Origin of the sequence: Paraburkholderia hayleyella (assembly GCF_009455685.1) — a bacterium.
Lineage (GTDB): Bacteria > Pseudomonadota > Gammaproteobacteria > Burkholderiales > Burkholderiaceae > Paraburkholderia > Paraburkholderia hayleyella.
The window spans coordinates 197800-223302 of record NZ_QPES01000002.1 but is presented as its reverse complement, the minus strand read 5'-3'; the positions used below and the strand labels follow the sequence as shown (position 1 = coordinate 223302).

23 protein-coding genes and 1 tRNA gene are annotated in these 25503 nt (G+C 57.4%); 7 read left to right on the top strand and 17 right to left on the bottom strand.

Annotated features, from left to right (window positions below):
- Positions 1-164: 164 nt before the first annotated feature.
- Both GH657_RS15395 and GH657_RS15390 read left to right on the top strand, forming a co-directional pair.
- A complete protein-coding gene (locus GH657_RS15395) occupies positions 165-485 on the top strand; it encodes a transcriptional regulator (protein ID WP_153076879.1) in 321 nt (106 codons plus the stop codon).
- On the top strand, positions 475-762 hold the full coding sequence (locus GH657_RS15390; protein ID WP_153076878.1) for a helix-turn-helix domain-containing protein: 288 nt from the start codon (positions 475-477) through the stop codon (positions 760-762). Before GH657_RS15395 ends, GH657_RS15390 begins: the two co-directional genes overlap by 11 nt.
- Before the next feature lie 224 nt (positions 763-986).
- On the opposite strand, the gene GH657_RS15385 is transcribed toward GH657_RS15390, so the two are convergent.
- From GH657_RS15385 to GH657_RS15340, 10 genes are all read right to left on the bottom strand, one after another.
- A protein-coding gene (locus tag GH657_RS15385; RefSeq protein ID WP_425495761.1) for an IS3 family transposase occupies positions 987-2086 on the bottom strand; the annotation gives its coding sequence in 2 pieces (ribosomal slippage) (positions 987-1825 and positions 1825-2086; 1101 coding nt in all).
- Positions 2087-2464: 378 nt separating this feature from the next.
- Entirely contained in the window at positions 2465-4135 is a 1671-nt protein-coding gene (locus GH657_RS15380; RefSeq protein ID WP_153101922.1) for a hypothetical protein, read from the bottom strand.
- Between the two features lie 589 nt (positions 4136-4724).
- Positions 4725-5690 (bottom strand): hypothetical protein, encoded by a 966-nt coding sequence (locus GH657_RS15375; protein ID WP_153101921.1) that lies wholly within the window; start codon positions 5688-5690, stop codon positions 4725-4727.
- A 640-nt stretch (positions 5691-6330) separates the two neighbouring features.
- Positions 6331-6732: a hypothetical protein gene (locus GH657_RS15370; protein WP_153101920.1), complete on the bottom strand. Its 402-nt coding sequence runs from the start codon at positions 6730-6732 to the stop codon at positions 6331-6333.
- Positions 6729-7208, bottom strand: a complete 480-nt coding sequence (locus GH657_RS15365; RefSeq protein WP_174769995.1) for a phage protein NinX family protein — start codon at positions 7206-7208, stop codon at positions 6729-6731. Before GH657_RS15365 ends, GH657_RS15370 begins: the two co-directional genes overlap by 4 nt.
- Complete coding sequence (locus tag GH657_RS15360; protein ID WP_153101918.1) at positions 7205-7534, bottom strand: hypothetical protein; 330 nt, start codon at positions 7532-7534, stop codon at positions 7205-7207. The genes GH657_RS15365 and GH657_RS15360 overlap by 4 nt, the downstream gene beginning before the upstream one ends.
- A complete protein-coding gene (locus tag GH657_RS18065) occupies positions 7531-7827 on the bottom strand; it encodes a nuclease domain-containing protein (protein WP_174769994.1) in 297 nt (98 codons plus the stop codon). Before GH657_RS18065 ends, GH657_RS15360 begins: the two co-directional genes overlap by 4 nt.
- Positions 7828-7994: 167 nt before the next feature.
- A complete protein-coding gene (locus GH657_RS15350) occupies positions 7995-8210 on the bottom strand; it encodes a DUF3310 domain-containing protein (protein WP_153101916.1) in 216 nt (71 codons plus the stop codon).
- 21 nt (positions 8211-8231) lie between these two features.
- Positions 8232-8681, bottom strand: a complete 450-nt coding sequence (locus tag GH657_RS15345) for a hypothetical protein (RefSeq protein ID WP_153101915.1) — start codon at positions 8679-8681, stop codon at positions 8232-8234.
- A 19-nt stretch (positions 8682-8700) separates the two neighbouring features.
- Entirely contained in the window at positions 8701-9252 is a 552-nt protein-coding gene (locus GH657_RS15340; RefSeq protein ID WP_246174186.1) for a DUF1064 domain-containing protein, read from the bottom strand.
- Here GH657_RS15340 and GH657_RS15335 point away from each other — a divergent pair.
- The 3 genes from GH657_RS15335 to GH657_RS18325 all read left to right on the top strand — a co-directional run bounded on the left by GH657_RS15335 (position 9208) and on the right by GH657_RS18325 (position 11502).
- Positions 9208-9963, top strand: a complete 756-nt coding sequence (locus GH657_RS15335; protein WP_246174185.1) for a DUF2303 family protein — start codon at positions 9208-9210, stop codon at positions 9961-9963. The two genes, GH657_RS15340 and GH657_RS15335, sit on opposite strands and share 45 nt — an antisense overlap.
- A 544-nt stretch (positions 9964-10507) precedes the next feature.
- Positions 10508-11098, top strand: coding sequence for a hypothetical protein (locus GH657_RS18330; protein WP_246174184.1), 591 nt, complete (start codon positions 10508-10510; stop codon positions 11096-11098).
- A gap of 38 nt (positions 11099-11136) precedes the next feature.
- The gene (locus GH657_RS18325; RefSeq protein ID WP_246174183.1) at positions 11137-11502 is read left to right on the top strand and encodes a site-specific integrase; all 366 of its coding nucleotides are present in this window, start codon (positions 11137-11139) and stop codon (positions 11500-11502) included.
- A gap of 72 nt (positions 11503-11574) precedes the next feature.
- Here the strand turns inward: GH657_RS18325 and GH657_RS15325 are convergent.
- The 7 genes from GH657_RS15325 to fdnG all read right to left on the bottom strand — a co-directional run bounded on the left by GH657_RS15325 (position 11575) and on the right by fdnG (position 20936).
- Positions 11575-11670 (bottom strand) — tRNA-Sec (locus GH657_RS15325).
- Between the two features lie 35 nt (positions 11671-11705).
- On the bottom strand, positions 11706-13631 hold the full coding sequence (gene selB, locus GH657_RS15320) for a selenocysteine-specific translation elongation factor (protein ID WP_153101914.1): 1926 nt from the start codon (positions 13629-13631) through the stop codon (positions 11706-11708).
- Complete coding sequence (selA, locus tag GH657_RS15315) at positions 13628-15067, bottom strand: L-seryl-tRNA(Sec) selenium transferase (RefSeq protein ID WP_153101913.1); 1440 nt, start codon at positions 15065-15067, stop codon at positions 13628-13630. The genes selB and selA overlap by 4 nt, the downstream gene beginning before the upstream one ends.
- Positions 15068-15100: 33 nt before the next feature.
- Positions 15101-16030 (bottom strand): formate dehydrogenase accessory protein FdhE, encoded by a 930-nt coding sequence (fdhE, locus tag GH657_RS15310; protein WP_153101912.1) that lies wholly within the window; start codon positions 16028-16030, stop codon positions 15101-15103.
- A 259-nt stretch (positions 16031-16289) separates the two neighbouring features.
- Positions 16290-16916, bottom strand: a complete 627-nt coding sequence (locus GH657_RS15305) for a formate dehydrogenase subunit gamma (protein ID WP_153101911.1) — start codon at positions 16914-16916, stop codon at positions 16290-16292.
- Complete coding sequence (gene fdxH, locus GH657_RS15300) at positions 16906-17856, bottom strand: formate dehydrogenase subunit beta (RefSeq protein ID WP_153101910.1); 951 nt, start codon at positions 17854-17856, stop codon at positions 16906-16908. The genes GH657_RS15305 and fdxH overlap by 11 nt, the downstream gene beginning before the upstream one ends.
- An 8-nt stretch (positions 17857-17864) precedes the next feature.
- Entirely contained in the window at positions 17865-20936 is a 3072-nt protein-coding gene (gene fdnG / locus GH657_RS15295) for a formate dehydrogenase-N subunit alpha (RefSeq protein WP_153101909.1), read from the bottom strand.
- A gap of 167 nt (positions 20937-21103) precedes the next feature.
- Between fdnG and GH657_RS15290 the strand changes: the two genes are divergently transcribed.
- Both GH657_RS15290 and GH657_RS15285 read left to right on the top strand, forming a co-directional pair.
- Complete coding sequence (locus GH657_RS15290; protein ID WP_153101908.1) at positions 21104-22411, top strand: YihY/virulence factor BrkB family protein; 1308 nt, start codon at positions 21104-21106, stop codon at positions 22409-22411.
- 387 nt (positions 22412-22798) lie between these two features.
- Entirely contained in the window at positions 22799-23965 is a 1167-nt protein-coding gene (locus GH657_RS15285; RefSeq protein ID WP_153101907.1) for a porin, read from the top strand.
- Positions 23966-25503 lie beyond the last annotated feature (1538 nt).

Sequence of the window (25503 nt, the reverse complement as noted above, 5' to 3'; positions counted from 1 at the left end):
TAAATGAAAGAACCCGGCGCAGTGGCCGGGTTCGGTGGGGCAAGTCGAGATCATTTCATCGATTCGGGGCGTTCGCCTCCCTGCAGCTCAATCACAAAACTGCAAGTCGTAAAAAATCCACCCGGGCGGGTTGTTAAAATACGGCATTGCCGTATAATTTCGCTATGTTATTGACGATCATCGAGACCCAGACATTCCAGCACTATGCCGCTGGCATATGGCGCGAAAATGAGCGCCATGAGTTCATCAAATGGATTGCAGGCAATCCGCTAGCCGGAGATGTGATTCCGGGAACCGGCGGCTTGCGCAAGGTTCGCTGGGGGCGCGCCGGAATGGGAAAGCGTGGCGGTGCCCGCGTTATTTATTACAACCTGCTGGACGACGGAAAAATCTGGTTGCTCATTGTTTATACGAAGTCAAAATTTGACAACCTGCCAGCCGTTTTCCTGAATCAACTTCGCGAGGAAATTAACCATGGCGGATAAAGAACTGGAGCAGTTCAAAACCGATTTACTGCAATCGGTTCGGGATATGAAGGCAGGTCGCGCTGCTCACACCACTGTAGTTGAGCCGACTGTCGCTGCCCTTGCCCGTGCAAAAGCAGGTCTGTCGCAAAGCGCATTCGCGGCATTGCTCGGCGTCTCGGCGCGCACCCTGCAAGACTGGGAGCAGGGACGCCGCAACCCGACCGGAGCGGCTCAGACTCTTCTGCGTGTAGCGGTGAAACACCCAGAAGCGCTGCGCGACCTGATGCCCGTCTGATCACGAAAAAGACCTGCAAATAGAACTTGCACCGCTGCGCACCGACCTCACGCGTTTAAAGCGAATGCCCGGCGTCATCACGGCAGGCATCGCCGCGCTCGTTCTCAAAGCATTTTTCTGAATTTCAGGTGCCCAAAAAATGACCCCGGTCGCGCTCGCGTACCGGGGTTGCTTGCTGCGGCTCCGTGCCTGTGACCTCCCCCCGGATAACCGAGCACTTTGGCCTAGAGAGTTCCGGCTTCAAGGTGGGCAAGTCGGAACTCACCCGGAGTCAAATCGCCTAGCGAACTATGCGGTCTGAAGTCGTTGTAATCCTGTCGCCAGCCTTCGATCTTTTCTCGGGCATCGTCCAGTGACAGAAACCAATGCACGTTCAGGCATTCATCCCGAAAACTGCCGTTAAATGACTCGATGAACGGATTGTCCGTGGGTTTGCCAGGACGGGAGAAGTCCAACGTTACGCCATTTTCATACGCCCAGTGATCCAGCGCATGAGAAATAAATTCGCTCCCGTTATCGACCTGTATCCGTTTCGGGGCACCTCGCAGCGCTTTTAGATGTCCCATCGTTGCCACCACATCGGCAGCCTTCAAGGCGTAATCGACGGTAATCGCCAAGCTCTCCCGACTAAAGTTATCGACCACAGTTAAGGCCCGGATTTTCTGCCCGTTGAACAACGGATCGGCCACGAAATCCATGCTCCAGCACGCATTCACCGTAGAGATTTCGGGGCGCTCCATACGGTGTGCGGCAGCGACACGACGGCGAGGCCGCTTACGCCTCAGGTTCAGCCCCTCTTCACAGTAGATTCGGCAGGTTTTCTTGTGATTGATCAACCAGCCTTCGCGGCGCAGCAGAACGTGAATGCGCTCTACGCCGTAACGTATCCGAGTTTCGGCAATCTCCCGGATGCGCCGGCGCTCGGCACGGTCATCACGTGGGCTCGGCACATAGAAGTACGTGGCCTGGCGTAGCTGCAATAGTGCTGTCGCACGCCGGATGCTCACCCGATACGCTTGAATCAAAAAATCAGCCAGCTCGCGCTTACGGGCTGGCTTCACAGCTTTTTTTGCACCACCTCCTGAAGCATTTGCTTGTCGAGGCTTAGGTCGGCCACCATGCGCTTGAGTCGGGCGTTCTCCTCTTCGAGTTGCTTTAGGCGCCGCAACTCCGAAACGCCGAGGCCGCCGTACTTCTTCTTCCAGTTGTAGAACGTGGCTTCGGAAATACCCATCTTCCGACACACTTCTGCCACCGGGGTACCCAGTTCGGCCTGCTTCAGCGCGAACGCGATCTGCTCTTCCGTGTACCTGGATTTCTTCATGCAAACCTCCCGCCCGTCAGGGCTTCAAATTTGCCAGAAATCTCTACTTCTCGCCGCTACGTTTTTTCGGGGGGAGGTCAGGACGCAGCGGACGGACAGGCATCGCAAATACACCCGGCAGCAAGTGTTTCAGCCAGTAAAAAACCCGCATCGCTTGCGCTTTGCGGGCTACGGAGGCAGTGAGACAGCCTTTCAGAAAGAGTACGGAAAACAGCCCAGAGTGTATAGCGCTATTTTGTAGACAGATTGGTCTACAGGGTTAGCCCTTGCTACGTCCGCCGCCCTCAAGGACTGTGCGTAGAAACACGAGAGATGGAAACTTCTTCAAGCCGGACTGGATGAAACATTTCAAAGCATTGCTTTGGGCTGGTAAAGGCCTTAATTAATAGTCGTAAATTCGCAGCCCGCGTTAGAGAGCGCTAGCCCTGCTTCCGAGTCGGTGAGCCACTTCACCGTGGTGGCATCACCAGTCATGCGACGCAAATTTGGAAAAGGATTAAATCCGCTCGCAAGGACGGGGGGATGTTCCAAGTTTTGAGGTATAGTCGACGATATATATAGATCGGTTAAATTTGGCATTTGCAGCTCCCCGAGCTGACCATAGTCGGCGATTTGCATTGCAACACCTTCCAGACGACATGTCGTCATTTTTTGCATATTTCCAAGATTTTTTAACACATAGCGAGAGATACTTTTACCAAAATTTTCCGGAAGAACAAGGCTAAAATTTTCAAGACATTTCATCTCTTGAAAATTTCCGGAATAACAATTATCCTCGTCGTTAGAATTATCCAGGAAAGAGCGTCTTCCCGGAGGTTTTTGACAGATACTCAAGGATTTCAAAAATTTTGCATTGGGAAAATTTTCAAAATTTATCCGCCCCCCATCAACATAGTAACTCAAAGAATAATTTTTAATATTTTCAAACTTTTTATAACATCTTAATCCGAGTGTAAAATAATGGTGCCCGCCAGTGTCATCAAATTCCATTTTGAGACTTTCGAGCGACTTCATTTCTGAAATTTCAGTGGAAAATTTTCTTGGCAAACCGTTGTGTTGAAGCGTGGAAATACTCTTAATTTGATTAAAATTTTTCAAAGTTAAATTTTCGTCGTTAATTAAACTTCCGCCAAGTGTCAAACCAACAGATTTATCTTTTAAATGTACTGCAATGGCTTTAAGCAGATCAACTGAATTTATCACTTCCAAACCAAACTGAACATCAACCGGATATTCTATCAAACCAATAATTTCACACAGGGCGATTAAATTATTTCTATTTTGTGACTTCGCATAAGAAACACCCTCATCCGGTTTCACCGAAAATTCGACACGCAACTGGGCAGGTTCAGATTTTTTAGTTGCAGCGAGAAGCAGTTCGCCAAGACGCCGATTTTCGTCGCCAGGAAATACCGTGACAACAATTTCTTTCCCAGACAGATCGCCAAGCCAGGAAAATGGATTATTTTTAGAGTATTCTTCGTCGCTGCCGCAGTCTAATACAATCCTGACACAATTAAAATTATTAAAAATTTTTGCCATTTTAAAATTAGGTAACTCAGGAGCCGGTACATTATCAGGAGCCGGTACATTATTAAAAAAATTAAAAATTCTAGACAGGAATGGTAACCTGACCGTTTTTTTCAACACAGCCTTAGTCATTTTTTCCGTTATGGCAAGCTGGTCTTTTTTATCAAGAATCTTGCTTGAACGGGCGCTTATATTTTTGGTTAAAACTTGAAACGTTTTCCATTGCTCCATGGGCACTGAATTTTTATAAGTCGCATCAATTATTTTATCCAGCACTACACTGTTATGAAACACTTTCCTCACTAGTTCTTTAGATTTTTCAATTTGTCCATCAGGTATTTTTGAGTTTTCCACTCGCAACTCTTCCAGAATTACCAATTTTGCCGCTCTGCCCTCTAATTTTTCCGCATTTGATATTGATGCAGACTTATTATTTATTGAGGATGACCCATCATCATTGCCAGCACCAGAATTTATTAAAAGCGAATTATTGCCAATATTTTTTACAATTTTACTCATAATTTCCTCAAAAATATAAATTAAATAAAAACAAGGCAATATTACGGAATACAAATAATTTCACGAATTTTCATTCTAATTTCAATTAAAAAGCCGTACTACCAAATGATTATTTGGGTTGTTTGCCTCTCCTAGTCGCTAGGTAACAATTTTAATGTTTTAGTTCCATTTCGCCTCCTGTTACCCGAACCTGGAGTCATCTGCAGCCACTAACCGGGGTGATTATTCAGCGGGACGATCACTTGCGAACCGTCTTAACCCACGCAACCCTGTTCCCGCCCAGCGTGAGCGCCCCGCTTCATTCGCTCGCAGGCGGTATAGGCGTTCACCCTGAAGCGCTTCATCGCCTTGTAAAAATCATCCCGAGCTCACCGGCTCAAAGGCTTTCGCCTGGTTGATTCCGGCTGATTTTCTCAGCAAAACCTGGGCTATCCGCAGCCATAGAGTGAGCCTGTGCAAATCTCCGGCTAAACCTTTACTTTGTGTTCAGTTTCAGTTTCCGTGCCTTGCATAAAGCATGTTTTGCATGCGTGACGTTACCTTCACGCTCCTTCTGATATAACAAGCCGGGAACCATCCGGACGCGTCATCACCTCATTTTTATCGATGACAACATATCTTCACATGATTTCAGATCAGGAAATTCCTTAAGCACCTCAGCGCTAGAAAGAAACGTTGGCACCTCCCGAAACTTGGAGTCATCTAATGCTTTTTGAAAAGCAGATTTTGCGAGATTTTCAATCTTTTCCAGAACATCTCTATCACTCACACGACTTTCTTCCAGAGTCGCCGCATCAGAATCACTGTTCTTTAAAATCCGATCATAAATTTTAATAACACTAAAAAACCCAAAATACTTCAATCTGATTATTTTAATATTCATATTTTCCAGCGCCGAATCCAGAAAAACGCTGAAATTCACATTTTTTATTTCTAAGTCCAGTGCTGTTACGCTAGAAAGCACAGTCAAATTTAAATTTTTCGTAAAATCTTGATTCGTTTTGAGGCTGAGCACTTCAATGTTCGAATGTTTGACCTGACCAAGTAAATCTTCGGCCAATCTTTCGTTTCCAGGAAATACTTGACGCCCTCCCTTCTTTATCGACGAATTTTCCCCAAGCCTTGCAAAAATGACACTATCCGTTTTTTGTGAAAACTGGAATTCTTGCAATTTCTTCCAGTTTAAATAATCGCAAGGTATATTATTATTGCCACATAAAAATCCTCTATCGATAACTGAGATCGAAGAATAGGCAATTTCATCATTAAAATTAAATTCCTCGTCACCCCATTTATGGATAATGTCGACAGTCAGTTTACCCTTATGATTTTCGCCGGACCGCGGCGCGGAAAAAAATATCTCGTTCAAATCTTGTATTCCTGCACCTTTGGTCAAGCAACCCATCAGACTTAGATGAACATCGTCACAATATTCATATATACATTTCAAAACATATAAAGTATTTTTCTTTATTAAATCGGGTGATTTTTGACCGAACTTTTTTTCAATTAAACAAATCAATTCTCCACCAACAAAAGCGGAAAAAGTTTGCATCGATTTTTCATCTAAATATTCTTTGCAAATTTATGCAAAAAAATCTTTACGACATCTTTCCAATCTTATTTTTTTCTATCTCGTTATTCAAATATTTATTGTTCAGCACTTCCTTTATTAATTTTACTGCCCGATTTTGGTCGACGCCGATAGCTACGGTACATCCCTTACGAACAAGAAATTCCGATGCTTTTAATGCTTCCTTATCGGTAATATGCCGATGCTCACTTCCATCGGTTTTCTCGATTGATACGACTTTTTTTCATCGTTTACCGTTAATGAACCGTCACGATCCGATTGAATATTTCCAGACTGACCTGGCGAATTTGATACGAGGCTGGAACTGTCTATTCTGGTCATTGAAATACCTGCGCTGAGTCGTTGACTAAACTAACCAGAGCCACTAGAGGCGTGAATGCGATTCCTGTCTGTCCTGCAAACGGGTATCCCATTGAAAAATCTGTCTCCAGCGCCTGGTTTCAGCAGCGGCATAACCTCCAACGGTTTTGCTCTTTGCTAAATGCCAAGTAACAACTCCGGTCTTTTAGTTCCATCTCGCCCCCTGTTACCCGAACCTGGAGTCGTCAGCAGCCACTAACCGGGGTGATCATTCAGCGGGACGATCACTTGCGAACCGTCCTTAACCCACGCAACCCTGTTCCCGCCCAGCGTGAGCGCCCCGCTTCATTCGCTCGCAGGCGGTATAGGCGTTCACCCTGAAGCGCTTCATCGCCTTGTAGAAACCATCGCGCGTCATCCCGAGCTCACCGGCCATCCGTTTTGCTGGCCGGTCACGCCGGAGATAAAACGCGTGGAACGCCGCCCTGGCCGTGTCGTCAGGCTGCGCGTTCACCGCCGCATTGAACAGCATCATGTCCCGGTCAGCCAGCGCATCGGGTTCAGCCCCGCCGCCCGCAGTGTGCAGCCGGGCCAGCACGTTGCGCGGCGGAGGTGGCGCGTAAAACTTCCTCGTCCGGTGCCACTCGGCCCACTGCACACAAAGCAGGTTCAGCCCCACGTTATCGATGTCAGCATCACTCACCGCTCGCTCCCTGTCTGGTTTGCGCTGCCGTACCGGTCGCATACGTCCGATGCGTTCCCTACATCCGATGCATCCGCTGTGCGATCCAGCATGTACCGCCCGGCTGCCGCCTCGGCCACCCGCAGCAGGCAGACCGCCACGAGCGGCGACGCATCCCGCTCGATGCCGTAAAACACGGTGCTGGCCTGCGCCTCCGCAATCCAGACGCCATCCGGCACCAGCGGATAAAGCGTGTAGCGCTGTCTTGCCACCACCGGTCCCACCCGTTGCCACGAGATGCTCGGCTGGTAGACCTGCGGCCCGCTGCCATAGACGTCAATCACGCAAACGCACACCCCACCTATGGCCTGCACCCACGCGTCATAGCCTTCGGCCCGCGCCACCCGGTAGTCCAGCCAGGCAAGGTCCAGATTCACTGGGGGATCCCGCTTCGCTGTGCTGCCTGCAGTACCTGCCGCTGTGCTGGCGTCTCTCATGCCGCCTCCGGGATATCCCATTGCGCGTCACCACTGGCGAGAAACGGCGCGCGCGTCCGCTCATTGCCCCTGATCGCGGCCCGCGTTCGATACACCCCGGGCTCAACCCATCGCGGGTCCGTGGCGCGGATGCTGGCCCGGGTACCGTCCCGATAGCGCTCAGGAATCCAGGCATCGACCTCCACCCACTCCGGCGAGCCGGTGCGCCGGACGCGCCGCACCGTCGTACACAGCAGCCGGGTTTTCTCAAAGTCGGCAAACTCGCCCCGACCGCGATACCGCCGGTAATACGCCATGCCATCCGGGATGCGCACCGTCAGGATCATGCGTCGCCCTCCCCGCCCGCATTCACAACCGCGGCACCGGCACCATCACGCGCCGCCACCCAGCGTAAAAACGTCGCATCCCACAGCGCGCGGCGTTCGGCGCGCAGCAGCCGCCGCCCCTGGTCATATTCAGCATGGCATTCACCGCACGCGGGCACCGTCAGGCGATCTGGCGTCTTGAGCCCCAGACCCTTGCCCTCGTTGCGGTGCGTCGGCACGCTCGATGCGCCACCACCCGTACACACCCCGGCAATACGCAGGTAGCACGGCTGGTCGCGGCACGCGTGGCGCATACGCCTGTCGTCACCCGGCTTTGGCTTGCGGGCGCACCGCCTGAACGGCTGCATGAGCGGTGCCCTGAGCGCCGAACGGTGCAGCGCGGCTTTCCGGGGCACCAGCCGTGAGCACGGCGTGGCTCGCCTGCAGCGAAGTGCGGTGCGCGCCACGAGCGCAGTGCGCTTCATCGCGTCCGCTCCACCTCAATCCGGGCGATCTCGTCCTTCAGGTACTCACACGCCTTTTGCAGGTCCGTGAGCGCATCGCCCTTGAGTCCCGCCCGCCAGATGTACTTGATCGCGTTGCCCCGGTTGAAATTCATGTGCCGCACAATCTCGATGCACTCCACCCCGCTCGAGTGCTGGTGGTAATGCGCTACGCGCGATACCACCTCATTCATCGCCTGCTCCTCCGCGTCAGTTCAGTCACCCGATACTCGCTCAGCTCCCGCGCGACAACAATTGACCACTCGCCGCTGGACACCCGGGACACCCGAAACCCCCGGAGCCCGATCACGCTCCCCACCGCCTGCGCGTGACACACGCGCCATCGCATGCATGGCCGCGGCGATACCGGCCAGCCGCACACTGCGCGCCGCCCCCCGTGCCAGCGCTTTTGCCCGGGCGACCCGCCGTCTCGCATACACCGCGTTCAGCCGGTACGTTGCTGACGGCGCAAACGGCCTCCCACTCACCCTGAAGCGCAGCGGCCGGCGCGATTCCCCCGTCACCAGGTAGCCCCGCGCGACCAGCACCTGTGTCGCACACTTCACCCCGCTGCGGCTCAGCCCGCTCGCGCCAACCAGCCCGGCACGGGTCACGCCCGGATGCACCGCCACCCATTCACAGATCCGCCTGTGCCCCAGACTCATTGTTTGCACCTTCGCCATGTCAGACAACCTCCCTGATGGAAATCCGGTGAAGCCACAGCATCAGCTTTCGCTTGATGCCGTAGGCCGGGTTTTTTTGCGTAATCTTTGACTTGACGTCCTCCACGACCAGCCCGCCCGCCGCGTTCCGGTACGTGAAGTCCGCGATGTACCCGGTCTGGCGCTCTGCTGTGCCGTCCGCGTGCGTCTGCTTCGGAATCAGCGCGAATGGCACCTGGCACTGCAGCTCCGAGATCTCGCCTTTGGCCTGCATCACGACCAGCTCGTTGAAACGCTTGAGCTCGCGCCGGCTGTCGAACTTCTGCCCGTCCTGCTCGCACTTCGTGTTCCGGTACTTCGGCGGCTTCTTCGGCTTTGCTGGCTTCGGCAGCACAGTCGGCGGAGAGTTATCCACCCCTGCCGCAATGTCATCGAACTCGCTCGCCGGCTGAGCACCGAGGCGGCGCGCGAGATCAAACAGCCACTTGAGATCGGCTCGAACACTAACGCCGCGATTCGTCGCATCGGCGTGCCACCCGGCTGGAATCTGCGCGAATACGACGATTCGAAGCACCTCGCCACACCTCAGCGCAAGACGGCCTCGGTGCGCCTGCGGACTGCCGATGACTTTATCGGTTACGTGAAGCGCCACGGCTCGCTCACCGACTCGACAATCTGGTGCGAGGCCAACTATCCAAAGGGCGAAGTCGCCTTTACGTCCATCCTTAATGACAACGGTGAAAATCCCGAAGCCGCTGCGTGGCGAGACCACCGCGCCTATTTCCAGCCGGAATTCAGTGAGGAATGGCGGCGCTGGATCAGCGGCCACAAAAAAGCGATGACCCAGATCGAATTTGCAGCGTTCCTTGAAGAAAACCTGAAGGACGTCGCGGGCCCGTCCAGTGACGAAAATCTGCCGACTGGCGCACAGATGCTTGAAATGGCGCTGGCATTCGAGGCCACCCAGGACTTCCGTTTCAAAAGTGCAGTCCGCCTGTCAAACGGTGGCGTCAATCTCTCGTTCGTTCAGGACGACGATGGCGCGACGCTGCAACGCATGCAAATGTTTGAGAAATTTGCGATTGGTATTCCGGTATTTCGTAACGGCGATGCATACCACGTCGATGCGCGGTTGCGCTACCGGGTGCGTGACAGCAAGCTCACGTTCAATTACGAGCTTGTCCGCTTCGACAAAGTGCTCGAAGCCGCGGCAAACGGCGTCATTGCGACGATCCGCGAAAAAACTGGCAATCCATTCTTTTTTGGCGATCCGTTTTCCTCGTAATTCCTCGCTGCCGCGCATCAAGCGCGGTGCTTTAACGGGCGGCTGGCATAGCACCCGCTTTTTCCGGAGAAATTTAAATGAAAATAATTTTTGATCGAGCGGGGAATCGCTGTTGGCAGCGCTCAGCGCGGCAGCCCGCGTGGTCTGATTCGGGCCGACTGCGTCATCGGAAAATGGCGCAATTTGAACGACGCTGACCGAGGCAGTCCTGATGGAACGATGACTGGTGACATGCGACTCGGGCCGGTCGCAATTATGCTTCAAGGTGACGAATCGGATTATTCCATCGCCGATCACATCAACGATGCTCATAACGAATTCCCTGGGGCTTAAATGAACCTGAAAGCCACATATAAACATTGGGGTGAGGCATGGACATAGCAAGAGGAAAACAAATAAGCGCAACCGAGGCCACACAAATACTGGGTGTGCCGCGGTACGCGATCAGCCGGGTCGACGGTGCCTGCAAGATCATCAAGCGATACAAAATCGGGCACAAAACGCACGTCTACGAACTCGAATCACTCTATAAATTCCTCGCATCATGCCAACCGAAACCATCACAAAAAATGGATGCAAACGTTTCCGCTGGACGTTCGAGCGCGTCATTGACGGTACACGAATCCGCAAAACAAAACTCATCCCTGCAGGACTTTCTGCGCGCGAAGCTGATGAACTAGGCAGAACGTGGGACGCAGCAGCTTACGCCGTCTCTACAGGCACGCGAAAACCAATTTTCACTATCGGGGATTGCGTTCGAGTGCACGTTGCAGACAAAAGCGCAGGCTGGAAAAATAGAAAGATACGGCTTCAAGTTCTAGCACAATACGCACCGGAATATGAAAATCAGGACGCACAGGATTTGCACGCCTGGTCAGTTAAATTTTCTGGCTTCATGCGATCAAGCGTCAGTCATCAAGGATTCCGGAAAAACCCCAGTGCAGACGGGACGATTCACAATGTGCTCGGGTATCTTCGAGCTGCGATCAAATATGCACACAAAATCGGTAAGATCGAATACGACCAAACTGCAAAAATGGTTATCCCGAAGCAGAGCGACGAGCGACACGTATACAAAGCAAAGAGCGCCGCGAAATGCTGGAAATCGCAAAAGCATGTACCCACAAACAAGTGAGAGCGGCTATTCGAGTTGCGTTCTACTCGGGAATGAGAATGAGCGAAATTTTGCGTGCCGTCCCGACAAAGAGCGGATTTTCATTAGGACGAACAAAGAACGGGCAACCCAGACTGATTCCGATTCACCCGCGAATCGCCGTTATCGCGCGCCGAGTGAAATTTACGGTGTTACCGTGGAAAGTTAAATCAGAGTGGGTAAAAACGCGAAAAAAATCAGGACATCCCGACATTAGATTTCACGATTTGCGACACAGCGCAGCATCGGAAATGATTAATGCCGGAATAGATCTTTACACAGTAGCAGGCGTGCTGGGGCATAAAACAACGGCATCTACGAGAAGATATGCACATCTCGCAACCAGCAGCCTCGCCGCCGCCGTAAAAAAAATAGGTCAATCATAACGGGCAGAAAAACCCACACTATCACGCAATGAAGCGACGTCCGGCAGACCGCCGAAAACCCGCAAACCTCCATGGCGGAAGGCAGCCGGAGTCGAGCCGACCAGGGAGTGTCTGACACCCCCTACTGGATTTGAAGTCCAGCCGCACCACCCGATGCGTATGCCTTCCGATAAAGATGTCGGCCAGAGCCCCTGGCCTAAACGTCAAGCCTCGCTATAAAGCAGGCTATCTGTGCGCAAAACATGGACTTCACGCTGGAAGCGAGTATAGCCAACACGATCGAAGAACTCCAAAATCTGGATCGCGCGTTTGCGCCCGAGCCCGGTCATATCACGAAACGCCGCCGCGTTAAGCCCCGCGCCCTCATGGCGCTCAACCCATTGCGCGATCAGCCGCGCCAGCTCACATATCACCTCATGGGGATAAAACAGGTCGCGCACGACCTGATCCACCTCACCTTGCCGTGCCAGTTTGCGCAACAGCGCGCGCACGCGCTCCTCGGGTAGCGGAATCGCCGCCGCCAGATCACGTACCCATGGGGGATCGAAACGCCCTTGAAGCAGCAACGGCAACACGCTTGCGGCGAGCGTTTGCTCCGTAGCATCGAGCGTCACGGAATGGGCCGGCAAATGGAGCCATGGCCCGCTCCGGCTCACCTTGCGCGCGGCCAGCAAGGCTTCTACTGCCGCATGCCATAACGCTTCGGGCAGCAAAGGCGCGGTGCTGCGCCGCAGCCGTGCCATGTCAGCGCCAGGCTCGTCGGGAAAGCGCGTATGAAACTGCTGCAACGCCATCACGATGCGCTCGCCCCATGCCATCCAATGCGTCTGCAAGATCACTAGCGCATCCGCAGCGGCCTTGCCGTGCAGGGGGATTTCACGCGCCTCGCCCGGCAAGTTCAGTGAACCTGCGCCCTGTCCACTCAAGCGCATCAGCCGTGAACGCAACATGCCGCAGGGCGCCTGGGCTAACAAGCGTTCAAGGCGGCCATCATCGAGCCAGCCTTGAACAGCGTCGAGCCAGGCCCGCCGCTCCGGCGTGCGGCGCTTGCGCGCCGGAGCAAAGGGGTCGAGCACCCGGCCACCGCCTACGGTGCGGCTCGCCTGGGCATTGCGCACGATAAAACGGTCACCTGGCAGCGCGCAGAGCGGCGCGGAAAAAACCAGTTGAACGCGCGCCATGTTGCCCGCTTGCAGCGTATCGCCCTCAAGCAACGTGACATGAGCGACCTGATGTGTCGTCCCCAGATGCACGTGCAACGGCGTCCAGTGTTGCAACGTGAGCCCTGCATCGGGCAGTAGCCTGAGTTCGACATCGAGCCGCACGGAAGTCTCGCCCAAGGCCTCATCGACAATCCAGTCGCCGCGCGCGAGGGCCTCGCGCTCGATCCCCGCGAGATTGAGCGCGCAACGCTGTCCGGCATGACCGCTTGCGCTCGCACGGTTTTGCGCGTGCAGACTGCGGATTTTCACCCGCTTTCCGGCAGGCGCTAACAGCAGCGTCGCACCATGGGCCACCTGACCGGCGAACACGGTTCCAGTGACCACCGTGCCCTGGCCCGCGAGCGTAAACACACGATCCACCGCGAGGCGGAACAACCCGTCATCACGACGCGTGCGCATGCGCTGCGCGGCCTGGTGCAAGGCCTCGCGCAACCGTGATACGCCGGGGTCATCGGGCTGAGTAGCGCAGGTTTCGAACACGGGCGCATGCGCCAGCGGCGTTGCCGCCAGCCAGGCCTGTATTTCCGCACGGACTTGCTCACGGCGCGCGGCGTCGACCCGATCGGTTTTGCTCAGCGCCACCGCCCCTTGCGTGACGCCTAGCAATTGCAGGATCGCCAGATGCTCGCGCGTTTGCGGCATCACGCCATCGTCGGCGGCAATCACCAGCAGGGCGAAATCAATGCCGCAGGCGCCCGCGGCCATCGTATGCACCAGTTTTTCATGACCCGGCACGTCGATCACCCCGAGAACCTCGCCATTTTCCAGCGGCGTGTAGGCATAGCCCAGTTCGATCGAAATACCGCGTGTTTTTTCTTCCTTGAGGCGATCGGTATCGACCCCCGTCAGCGCCCGCACCAGGGTGGTCTTGCCGTGGTCAATATGGCCCGCGGTTCCGACGATCATCGCGTCACCGCTGCGCACTGGGCGATGAAGAGCGCTTCATCGCCGGATTCAAGGCAGCGCAGATCGAGCCAGAGCGTGTCGTCCTTGATGCGGCCCAGCACCGGGCGTGGCCACGCGCGCAATGTCGTTTCGGCCTCTAGCAGCAGACGGCCACCGCGTTTGCCTCCCGCCCGGCGTACCGCGAGGCCGTAGCTCGGCAGCAGGTCGACCGGCAACGCCCCGCTGCCGATCTGGCTCAGCATGGGCTCGACCTCCACCGTGAACCGCTCGCCTAGCGCGCGTTGCAACACCGGCTGCACACGCAGCGCGGCGGCCTGCATCGCAGAAGCAGGGCGTGTCAGCAAGCGCAAGGTGGTGAGCCGCTCGCCTAGCAGCTCGGGCGCGCGATACAGCTGCAACACCGGTTCCAAGGCGGCAAGTGTGAGCTTGCCCACGCGTAACGCGCGCTTGAGCGGATGGCGCCGGATTTTGCGAATCCATTCTTCGCGCCCGACGATCAATCCGGCTTGCGGCCCGCCTAATAGTTTGTCGCCGCTGAACGTCACCACATCAGCGCCCGCCGCAATCGTGTCACGCACGGTCGGCTCGCCTGGCAAGCCCCACTGCGTCAGATCGGCGAGCGTGCCGCTGCCAAGATCGACCACCACCGGCACGCCCTGCTGCCGTGCCAGCGGCACGAGTTCATCGAGTTCGACGCTTTGGGTAAAACCGTTGATCGCATAGTTGCTGCAATGCACCTTCATCAACAGCGCGCTGCGCGGGTTGAGCGCCTCGGCGTAATCGCGCAGATGCGTGCGGTTCGTCGTGCCGACTTCGCGCAGCCTGGCCCCAGCGCGGTTCATGATGTCCGGGATGCGGAAAGCGCCGCCGATCTCCACCAGTTCGCCGCGCGACACGATGACTTCTTTTTTGCTCGCCAGCGCGGACAGCGTCAGCAGCACGGCGGCGGCGTTGTTGTTCACCACGGTGGCGGCCTGGGCACCGGTCAGCTCGCATAACAGCGCTTCGACCAGATCGTCGCGCTCGCCGCGGCGGCCGGTTGCAAGATCGAACTCGAGGTTCAGCGGCTGCGTCAGCGCGGTCACGACAGCTTGCACCGCCACGTCGGGAAGCAACGCGCGGCCAAGATTGGTATGCAACACGGTGCCGCTCAGATTGAACACGCTGCGCAAGCGCGGCTGGGCGCGCACGCTCAGGTGCTGCACGGCTTCATTGAGAACGGACACCGCCTCGCAGGCGGCCGACGCCAACGCCGCCCCCGCCCGCCACGCATCTCGCCTGGCATCGAGCGCCGCACGCACTGCATCGAGCACCTGGCTGCGGCCATAAAGGGCAACGGGCTCGCTCGCTTCAGCGAGCGCCATCACACGTTCCACCGCAGGCAAACGGGCCAAACCGCTCAACTGTTCTTGTCGTTCAGGTGCTGCCTTGCTCATGCGCGAAGCCTTGTGCGGAAAGATTGCGAGGAATCAGGCGTCAGACGGCGCCTCAGGCCATAACAGCGGATTGGGCCCTGCGCGCTGATAACCGGCTTCATTCATCAGCAAGTCGAGCGTGAGGCTGGCAAGGTCATCCGCGAGCGGCTCGAAATCGAAGTCTTTTTCCTGGTAGCCGATCTTGCGATAGGTGTGGCATGCATCGCACGATTCGGCCTTGAGCGCTGCGTTCCCCCCTTCGATACCGTGATAAGCAATGCCCTTGGTCGAATCGCAAGCCGAACATTTGGCGCGCACGACATGCCACTCGCTCGTACACAAACCGCACTGAAGATAGCGATAGCCATCGTACTGAGCGCCGACACGCACGATGCTCGCCACCGGCGCGCCGCCGCAAACCGGGCACACACCGGGCGTCTCGGGGTAAGGCACCGCACGCGCGTCGAGCTGGCTTGCCAGATCGGTCCAGATTACCTGCAACGCCGCCATGATGAATGGCGCACTAGCCGGCTGGATCTCGCTGAAACGTTGCGCGAGCAGCGCGTCGGCTCTGGCGTTCAGTTCGGCGGCGGGCATCGCGCGCAAGTTGTCCAGCACGTTGGCGAGCGCGGGGGTCACGGCGCCCGCGGCCTCGATGCGATCGAGCAGGCGGGGCAGCACAGCGTGCCAGGCATCACTGCGCTCAGACGCCTGGGCGGCAAGGAGGGGCAGCGCATGCGTCTGGGCGGTGGCCATGGCGGCGGCAGGCAATGCTGCGCGGCTGTGCGCCAGCGCCTGCTGCTGCGCTTCGGCTAGCACCGCCATCAGGCGAACGTAACCGCCGATCGGGTTGCTGCCTGCCAGTTGACGCAGGCGCGCCGCGCGAGCCGCGAACACCGTGGCGCGCTCGGGCAGCCGAAGACGAGGGATCGCGGAGTGATCGAGCGCTTCTATCTGGCCCGGGTCGAGGATGCGTTGCACCATGGTTTGAATGAATCCTTAGGCGTTCTGGCGTTGCGGGTTGATCGGTGGGCGATGAGTTGCGCAGGGCCGCTGCCGCTGCCGTTATTGCTGCCGTTATTGCTGCCGCTACCGTTACCGTTGCGGTCGAAACGCCAGCGGCGCGCAAAAAAGCAAACGCCACTCAATGCAATTGTGCAATTGACACATTGAGTGGCGGCGCCAATCTTAAACCACGCGGCAATGAGCTGAACGGGGCAGAGCGGCCCGGCAAGCGCCAGGACTACTTCACCTTCTCGCGGAACCAGCGCACGTGATGCTTGCGTGCCCACCCAAGCGTGACCGTGCCGCGCACCATCGCACCAATCGAGCCCTTCACCCAAAACCCCGCATAGACGTGCACGACAATGCCGACGATCAACGCGAACGCGGCCACCGCATGTATGTCCGACGCCAGCCGCACGGCGTTCACTGGAAAATAGAACGAGAAGTACCGGCGCCAGATCACAATGCCGCTCGCCAGCAACAGCACGAGGCACAGCACCATTACATAGAACAGCAGCTTTTGTCCCGCGTTGTAGCGCCCTACTTCAGGCAGCTTCTCCTCGCGGTTCGCCAGCACGTCGCCGATCTGCCGCAGCCATTGCGCATCGTTGCGATCGAACGCGTTGTGGCGCCAAAAACGCAGCGCCAAAAGCAGAAACGAAACGAACATCACCAGCCCGACAAACGGATGCAGAATGCGTGTCCACTGTCCACCGCCAAAAAGCGTGCTGAGCCAGAACAGCGACGGATGAAACAGCGCCAGCCCAGAGAGCGCCAGCAGCACGAACGTGATCGCGGTGATCCAGTGATTCGTGCGCTCGTTCGGCGTGTAGCGCACGATCAGGTTCGGGTCTTCAGGTTTCATCAGCGTGCTCCTCATGTTGCCCTGCGCCACGTGCGCGGCGGCGGATCAGGTCGGCTTCGTCGCGTGCGGCCTGCTCCTCCGCCTCGCTCACTTCGTTCGGGCCCATGCGGGTGTAATGGAACAAGCCACCCAGCGCCGCCAGCGCAATGCCCGCCACCGCCAGAGGCTTGGCCAGCCCCTTCCATAGGCGCACCATCGGGCTGATCTTCGGGTTCTGCGGCAAGCCGTGATAGAGCGTCGGCTGATCCGCGTGATGCAGCACATACATCACGTGCGTGCCGCCGACACCCGCCGGGTCATACAGCCCGGCCTGAGCGAAGCCCCGTTCTTTCAGATCGTCGATGCGTTCGGCGGCGTGCTGCTTCATGTCCTCTTTCGTGCCGAACACAATCGCGCCGGTTGGGCAGGTCTTCACGCATGCGGGCTCCTGACCGACCGCGATGCGATCCGAACACAGCGTGCACTTGTACGCGCGATGATCCTTCTTTGAAATGCGTGGCACGTCGAACGGGCAACCGGTCACGCAGTAGCCGCAACCGATGCAGTTTTCTTCATGAAAATCGACGATGCCATTGGTGTACTGCACGATGGCGCCTGGCGCGGGGCATGCCTTCAGGCAGCCGGGGTCCTCGCAATGCATGCAGCCGTCCTTGCGAATCAGCCATTCGAGATCGCCCGCCGGGTTCTCGTACTCCGAAAAACGCATCACGGTCCACGAATGCTCGCTCAAGTCGAGCGGGTTGTCGTACACCCCGACGTTCTCGCCGATTTCGTCGCGCAGGTCATTCCATTCCATGCAGGCGGTCTGGCATGCCTTGCAGCCGATGCACTTCGTGACGTCGATCAGCTTGGCGACGCTGCCCGTGACGGGTTCGCGCACGCCGGGCGGCGGCACGGTAGTGGCCGACAGGCGTTTGATATCCAGTGATTGCAGTGCCATGTCGCCCCCTATGCCTTTTCGACCTTGACGAGGAACGACTTGAATTCCGGTGTCTGGGAATTGCCGTCGCCCACGACAGGCGTGAGTGTATTGGCGAGATAGCCGGGCCGGGTCAAGCCGGTGAAGCCCCAATGCAACGGAATGCCAACCGTTTGCACTTTCTTGCCGTCGATCATCAAGGGCTTGATACGTTTGGTCACCACCGCGACGGCGACGATATGCCCGCGGTTAGACGACACCTTGACGCGCTCACCCGCTTTCACCCCAACGGCTTGGGCCAGCTCTTCGCCCATTTCGACAAACTGCTGTGGCTGAATGATGGCGTTGAGCCGGGCGTGCTTGGTCCAGAAATGGAAATGCTCGGTCAGACGGTAGGTCGTTGCCACATGCGGAAAATCAGCGGCGACACCGAACGCTGCCCGGTCATCCGGGAACACGCGCGCCGCCGGATTGCTGGTGGCTTGCGCGTTTTCCGGGTGCAGCGGGTTGTAGCCCAGCGGGTTTTCAAACGGTTCGTAATGCTCGGGGAACGGCCCTTCGTTCATTTGCTCGCGGGCGAAAAAACGCGCCACACCTTCGGGATTCATGATGAAGGGGCCCATGCCGTTTTCGGGCGGCTCATCGGCCTTGTAATCGGGAATATCGGCGCCGCTCCATGTCCGGCCATTCCAGCCGATCAGCTTGCGGGTGGCATCGAACGGCTGGCCCGCCACATCGCACGAGGCGCGGTTGTACAAAATGCGCCGGTTCGCCGGCCAGGCCCATGCCCAGTTGAGCGTCTGACCGATACCGCTTGGGTCGGCGTTGTCGCGCCGGCCCATCTGGTTGCCCGCCTGGGTCCACGCGCCGCAGAAAATCCAGCAGCCGCTCGCCGTGGTGCCATCGTCCTTGAGCTGCGCAAAACCGGACAGTTGCTCGCCACGCTTGAGCACCACTTTGCTGGGATCTTTCGCATCGGTCAGGTCCGCCAGCGCGCGGCCGTTGTATTCCATCGCCAGCTCTTCGGGCGTGGGGCTTTCCGGGTTCGCGTAGGGCCAGCTCAGCTTGAGAATCGGCTCGGGATACTTGCCGCCGTGCTCCTGATAGGCGCGGCGCATGCGCAAGAACAAGCCCGACATGATCTCGAGATCGCTCTTCGCCGCGCCCGGTGGCTCCGCGCCTTGCCAGTGCCATTGCAGCACGCGGCTCGAACTCACCAGCGAGCCGCGTTCTTCCGCGAAGCAGGTGGTCGGCAAACGGAACACCTCGGTCTGGATCGAGGCGGGATCGACATCGTTGTACTCGCCGTGGTTCTGCCAGAACTCCGAAGTTTCGGTCGCCAGCGGATCCATGATGACGAGCCACTTGAGTTTGGCGAGGCTCGCGGCCGTCTTGGCCTTGTTGGGCGCCGACGCGAGCGGGTTGAAGCCTTGCGCGATGTAGCCGTTCATCTTGCCCTGGCTCATAAGTTCGAGCACTTGCAGCAGGTCGTAGGGACGATCGAGCTTGGGCAGGAAATCGTAGCCCCAGTTGTTCTCCGCGGTGGCCGCATCGCCCCACCAGGACTTCATGAAGCTGACGAAAAACGCCTTGTAGTTCTTCCAGTAGCTCAGCTGGTTGGGACGCAGCGGTTGCGGCGCGCGCTGGCTGATATAACCGTCGAACGCCTGCTCGGCTTCGTTGGGCAACGTCATATAGCCTGGCAGCAGGTTCGACATCAGGCCCAGATCGGTCAAGCCCTGGATGTTCGAATGCCCGCGCAGCGCATTCATGCCGCCCCCCGCGATACCGATATTGCCGAGCAGCAGTTGCACCATCGCGCCCGTGCGGATCATCTGCGCGCCCACCGAGTGATGCGTCCAGCCAAGCGCGTAGAGAATCGTGCCCGCGCGCCCAGGCACCGCTGTGGTGGCAAGCATCTCGCACACCTTGAGGAATTTATCCTTCGGCGTGCCGCAGGTTTTCTCGACCATCTCCGGCGTATAACGCGCGTAGTGCTGCTTGAGCAGCGTATAGACGCAGCGTGGATGCTGCAGCGTCGGATCGGTGCGCACATAGCCATCATCGCCGCGCTCGTAGTCCCAGCTGGACTTGTCGGGATAGCCGTGTTTTTGCGCGTCGTAGCCAGAAAAAAGACCCTCGCCGAACGCGTAGTCCTCGCGCACGATGAACGGGAAATCCGTGAAATTCTTCACGTACTCGTGCTGGATCTTGTCGTTTTCCAGCAGGTAGCGGATCACGCCCCCCAGAAAAACGATATCGGTACCCGTGCGAATAGGCGCATAAAAATCGGCCACCGATGCCGTGCGCGTAAAGCGTGGGTCCACCACGATCAACCGCGCCTTGCGGTGGGCCTTCGCTTCGGTCACCCATTTGAAGCCGCACGGATGCGCTTCAGCGGCGTTGCCGCCCATCACGAGAATCACATCGGCGTTCTTGATGTCGACCCAATGGTTCGTCATCGCACCACGGCCAAACGTCGGGGCAAGACCTGCCACCGTCGGACCGTGTCAGACACGCGCCTGGTTGTCGAACGCCAGCATGCCCATGCTGCGAACTGTTTTGTGCGTCAGATAGCCCACTTCGTTGCTGCCCGCCGAGGCCGCCAGCATGCCCGTGGTCAGCCAGCGGTTAACGCGTTTGCCATCTTCGGTGGTTTCGATGAAGTTGGCATCGCGGTCTTCTTTCATCAGCCGGGCAATGCGGTCGAGGGCATCGCCCCATGCGATCGGCTGCCAGGTATTTGATCCAGCGGCACGGTATTGCGGCTGGGTCAGGCGGCTTGGGCTGTGAATAAAGTCGATCAGGCTCGCGCCTTTCGGGCACAGGGTGCCGCGATTGACCGGATGATCGGCGTCGCCTTCGATGTGAATGATGCTGGAGACCGCGTTTTTCGCGCCATCGCCCAGGCCGTAGAGCAGAATGCCGCAACCGACTGAACAGTAAGGGCAGGTATTACGGGTTTCGGTGGTGCGCGCCAGTTTGTATTGTCTGACCTCGGCAAGCGCGGGTTCTGGAGAAAAGCCCATCAATGCAAGGCTCGATCCAGCTAGCGTGGTTGCCGTGATTTTCAGGAACTGGCGCCGGGACAGTTGCAGCATGGTGCCCTCGGCTATGTTGTTGTGGGGGTGGCGCAAGTATAAGACTTTTCTCAACAAGCAAAAACCTGAAGCCAGCCGGGGCTGCGAAGCCGTATGACGCGGCGGTGCCAGGCTATAGTGGCGCCTGCCACTCCCACTCCCATCACATTCCCGCACAGAAGGACTACATGGATCTGGATGCTCTTTCCGCCGACAAACTGCAAACCACCGCGCGCCAGCATGCTTCCTGGGTTGTCGGCGCGCTCAAGCAGTTTGCAGAAGACCGCTGCGCGGCGATGGCCGCCAGCATTGCGTTTTATGCCGCGTTTTCGCTCTCGCCCATGCTCGTCATGGTGATCGCCGTGGCGGGCTGGTTTTTTGGCGCGGAAGCAGCACGCGGCGAGCTCTTCAATCAGGTGCATGGGATGCTGGGCAACGAGGCGGCCAGCAGCGTGCAAACCATCGTGGAAAATGCGCATCGCAGCGGCAACGCGGGAGGAATCGCCGCCCTGATTTCGCTGCTGATGCTGGCAGTGGGCGCCTCCGCGACCTTCTCCTCGCTCAATAGCGCGCTGAATATCGTCTGGCCCACGATGCTCTCGCGCACTTCCAGCGTGCTCGCTCTGGTGCGCGTGCGGCTCATCTCGTTTGGCCTGGTGCTGGGTGTGGCTTTCCTGCTGATCGTCTCGCTGGTGCTGGACACGGTGCTCACGTTCCTCGGCCAGTGGCTCTGGGGTAACTCGCCCTATATGGTGCTGAGCAACCTGCTGCAATTATTCGTGGGGGGGCTGGTACTGGCGCTCGCGTTTGCCGCGTTACTCAAATTCTTGCCCGATGCGCGCGTGCGCTGGCGCGATGCGCTGGTGGGCGGCATCATCGCAGCGCTGCTGTTTTCGCTCGGCAAGAAGCTGTTCGCCCTGTATCTGGCTCACGCGGGCATGGCCAGTACGTTTGGTGCCGCCGGATCGCTGGCGGTGCTGTTGATGTGGCTGTATTTTTCGGCAGCCGTCTTGCTGCTGGGGGCGGAGTTTTCCGCGGCACGCGGACGGCTCAACGATCCGCGTGGCGTCTGGGGCCTGATGGACAACGATCCGCCCCCAGGCAGCCGGGCCGCGCTGGCTTCGGCACTCGCGGCATCGACGCGGGTCAGCGCGGCTCCGGTTATGTCCCAAGCCACGACGACGCTCACGACGCTCACGACAGACACCGCACTCGCCTGCGCTGACGGCACGCTGGCCACGCAGGCCGCCAGAACCGCAACGGCGGAAGCCAGCGCAACGCGCCCGATCAGCCAGCGGCTAGCCGAGGCCAACACCCAGGCGATACATACGATGGCTACGATGATTGAGCAGGCGAGCCATCTCACGACAGAGGCAAATCGTCACTTGAAGCGCCAGCCATGGGGGCCGCTGACGCTCGCGGCAGGGCTCGCATTCGCGTTCGCCAGCCGCGCCAGCCGCCGTGGAAATCGCGCTCGTTCGCGGCCTACTCAATAGATAAGCAGACAGCCTGGTGCGCCAGGCGCCAACGCCCGTTTCAAACAGCGGGCCTAGGGTGAGCGCGTCAGAAATGATCCACTTAGCATAAATTCCCCCTTGTTTGATGGATCGTTTAAAAAAAATAGCCCGTCATTCTTCCGACCATTTCGCCCGGCCCACCGCCCTCCCCCATTAGGATTTTTTCGCAGCAAAAGACGGCGTGATTCGACGTATATAACGACATTTAGCCACTCCTCCAGAAACAGGCCTCGCCGTCTGGCTCATGCCGCAGCAGCAAATTGTTACTTTTTTAAGACACTATTTTTTTCATCTTTTTGCATCGCCAAGCCCTACGCTATTCTCCAACCCGCAATAACGAAACCAATCATCTGCGTGGAGAAATGGATGAAACGAATCGCACTAACTGGCCTCTCACTGGCCCTGCTGGGCGTTGCAGGTGTAGCGCACGCGCAAAGCAGCGTCACCCTGTACGGCGTGATCGACGAATCGATCCAGTACGTACATAACGCCAATCCGGCCGGCGATAGCCAATGGGGCCTGTACCAGGGCAACCTGTCGGGCAGCCGTTGGGGCATGAAGGGGTCGGAAGATCTGGGCGGCGGTCTGAAGGCCATCTTCCAGTTGGAAAACGGCTTCGATCCAAATAACGGCCGTCTGGGCCAAGGCAACCGCATGTTCGGTCGTCAAGCCTACGTTGGCCTGTCGCACGATGCATGGGGCACGTTCACCGTGGGCCGTCAGTACGACCCGCTGGTCGACATGGTTCAAGGCCTCACGGGTGACAACTACTTCGGTAGCGCATTCGCCACGGCAGGCGACGTTGACAACAACGACAACAGCTCGCGTACCAGCAATGCACTGAAGTATGTTTCGCCGGTATTCGCTGGCTTCCAGTTTGAAGGCATGTACGCCATGGGCGGCATCGCTGGCCAAACGGGCGCAGGCCAGACATGGTCGGCAGCGGCTTCGTACAACAACGGTCCGTTCTCGATCGCAGGTGGCTACTTCGCTGCCTCGAACCCAGCTGGCAACGTGGTGACACGGACAGGCTGGTCGTCGTCGGCAACGTCGGATGGCACGTTTGACGGCAGCAATATCAACGCCGCTTACGCCAGCGCCAAGTCGATCAACATCGCCCGCGTGGCAGCGCAATACGTTACAGGTCCGTTCACGTTCGGCCTGAACTACAGCAACGCGCAATACAAGAGCGATGCGCAATCGGGCTTCGCTAGTTCAGAGAAGTTCAACACGGGACAAGGCTTCCTGAACTACCAGGCTACACCAGCCATGCTGGTGGGTGTGGGCTACAGCTACACGAAGTCGACGGGTGACACGGGTGCGACGTACCACCAGGTTTCGCTGGGTGCGGACTACTCGCTGTCGAAGCGCACGGATATATATCTGGTCGGCGCATGGCAACATGCAAGCGGCACGACACGCGATGGCAGCACCGGTGCAATCGTCGATGCCCAGGCGTCGATCGGTTCGTATGGTTACGGTGGCAAGAGCTCGCAAGAGCTGGTCAACCTGGGCCTGCGTCACCGCTTCTAAAAAGCTGGGCTGAAGTTTTCCCCAGTTAGCATCAATTGAAAAAACCAGCTAGAGGCGTCAAGCCGATAGCTGGTTTTTTTGTTTGCACTGCTGGCATGAGACTAGCCAGCTTATGTAGGCATCATCCGGGTCATTCGGCTTTTTTCAACCTGTCTCTGTTATCGGTTCGCTCTTGTATCGCCTCTTTGTATCGTCTCTTTGTATCGCCATTGAGTAAACCGCTGTACTGACTATGCCTCTAGCCAGATACCGCTTTACCACCTTGAGCTTGAACTGCTCGTCGCGCTTCGACATGAAAAAACCCCCAAGGGATGGATCAGTGTCCAAATCTTGGGGTTCAGTTCATCTGACGGCTTTTCTGACTACCCGGGCACTGCTTCCGTGACGACGGGCCAGTATGCGAGTTATCTCGTCTAGCGGTATTTTGGAGGTGAAAACTGGAACCGAAAATCCATTTTTTCACACGAATTATTTACGCTTGCATACTTCTCTCTTCAGCAGAAGCCGGCGCTGGTATTTCTGGCATGTTGTTGTAACCTTGTACTGGCTCGTTTACCCGGCAAGGGTTCTTTCCTCCGCTGAATCCACGGGCTTTGCACCTGATAAATCTTCTGGGAGCGGCAGAGGTTCTGATTTAGACGGATGGGGCATGGATTGTACGGATGGAGCATGGGTTGAATTGATGGGCCCGTACGGATCAACTTTAGTACCGGGACTTGGGCGAACTAAAGAACTGGCAACACCCGACTCGTCTATAACACATGGACCGACTTCAGTACCGGGACCACCTGGAGCACCCGGACCGCCTGGAGCACCCGGACCACCTGAAGTGCCCGGACCACCTGAAGTGCCCGGACCGCCTGAAGCGCCCGGACCGCCTAGAGCACCCGAACCGACTGAAGTGCCCGGACCGCCTAGAGCACCCGAACCGACTGAAGTGCCCGGACCGCCTAGCGCACCCGAACCGACTGAAGTGCCCGGACCGCCTAGCGCACCCGAACCAACTGAAGTGCCCGGACCGCCTAGAGCACCCGAACCGACTGAAGCGCCCGGACCGCCTAGAGCACCCGAACCGACTGAAGTGCCCGGACCGCCTAGAGCACCCGAACCAACTGAAGTGCCCGGACCGCCTAGAGCACCCGAACCGACTGAAGTACCCGGACCGCCTAGAGCACCCGAACCGACTGAAGCGCCCGGACCACCTAGAGCACCCGAACCGACTGAAGCGCCCGGACCACCTAGAGCACCCGAACCGACTGAAGCGCCCGGACCACCTGGAGCACTCGGACCACCTGGAGCACCCGGACCGCCTGGAGCACCCGGGCCACCTGGAACACACGGGCACTGCATTCCCAATGACGGGTTCAACTTCTGCTGCGGCATATTGTCGGGCTTTGCGCCCAGGGAATACACTGAATGCGGTATATTTTGCAGCCTTGGAATAGGCATCTGAGCCGTCGTTTTCTCAGAGCCCTGCTCATTCTTGGCCCATAATGCCTGATTTCCTTCCGCTTTATTAATTCGCATCTCAACACCTC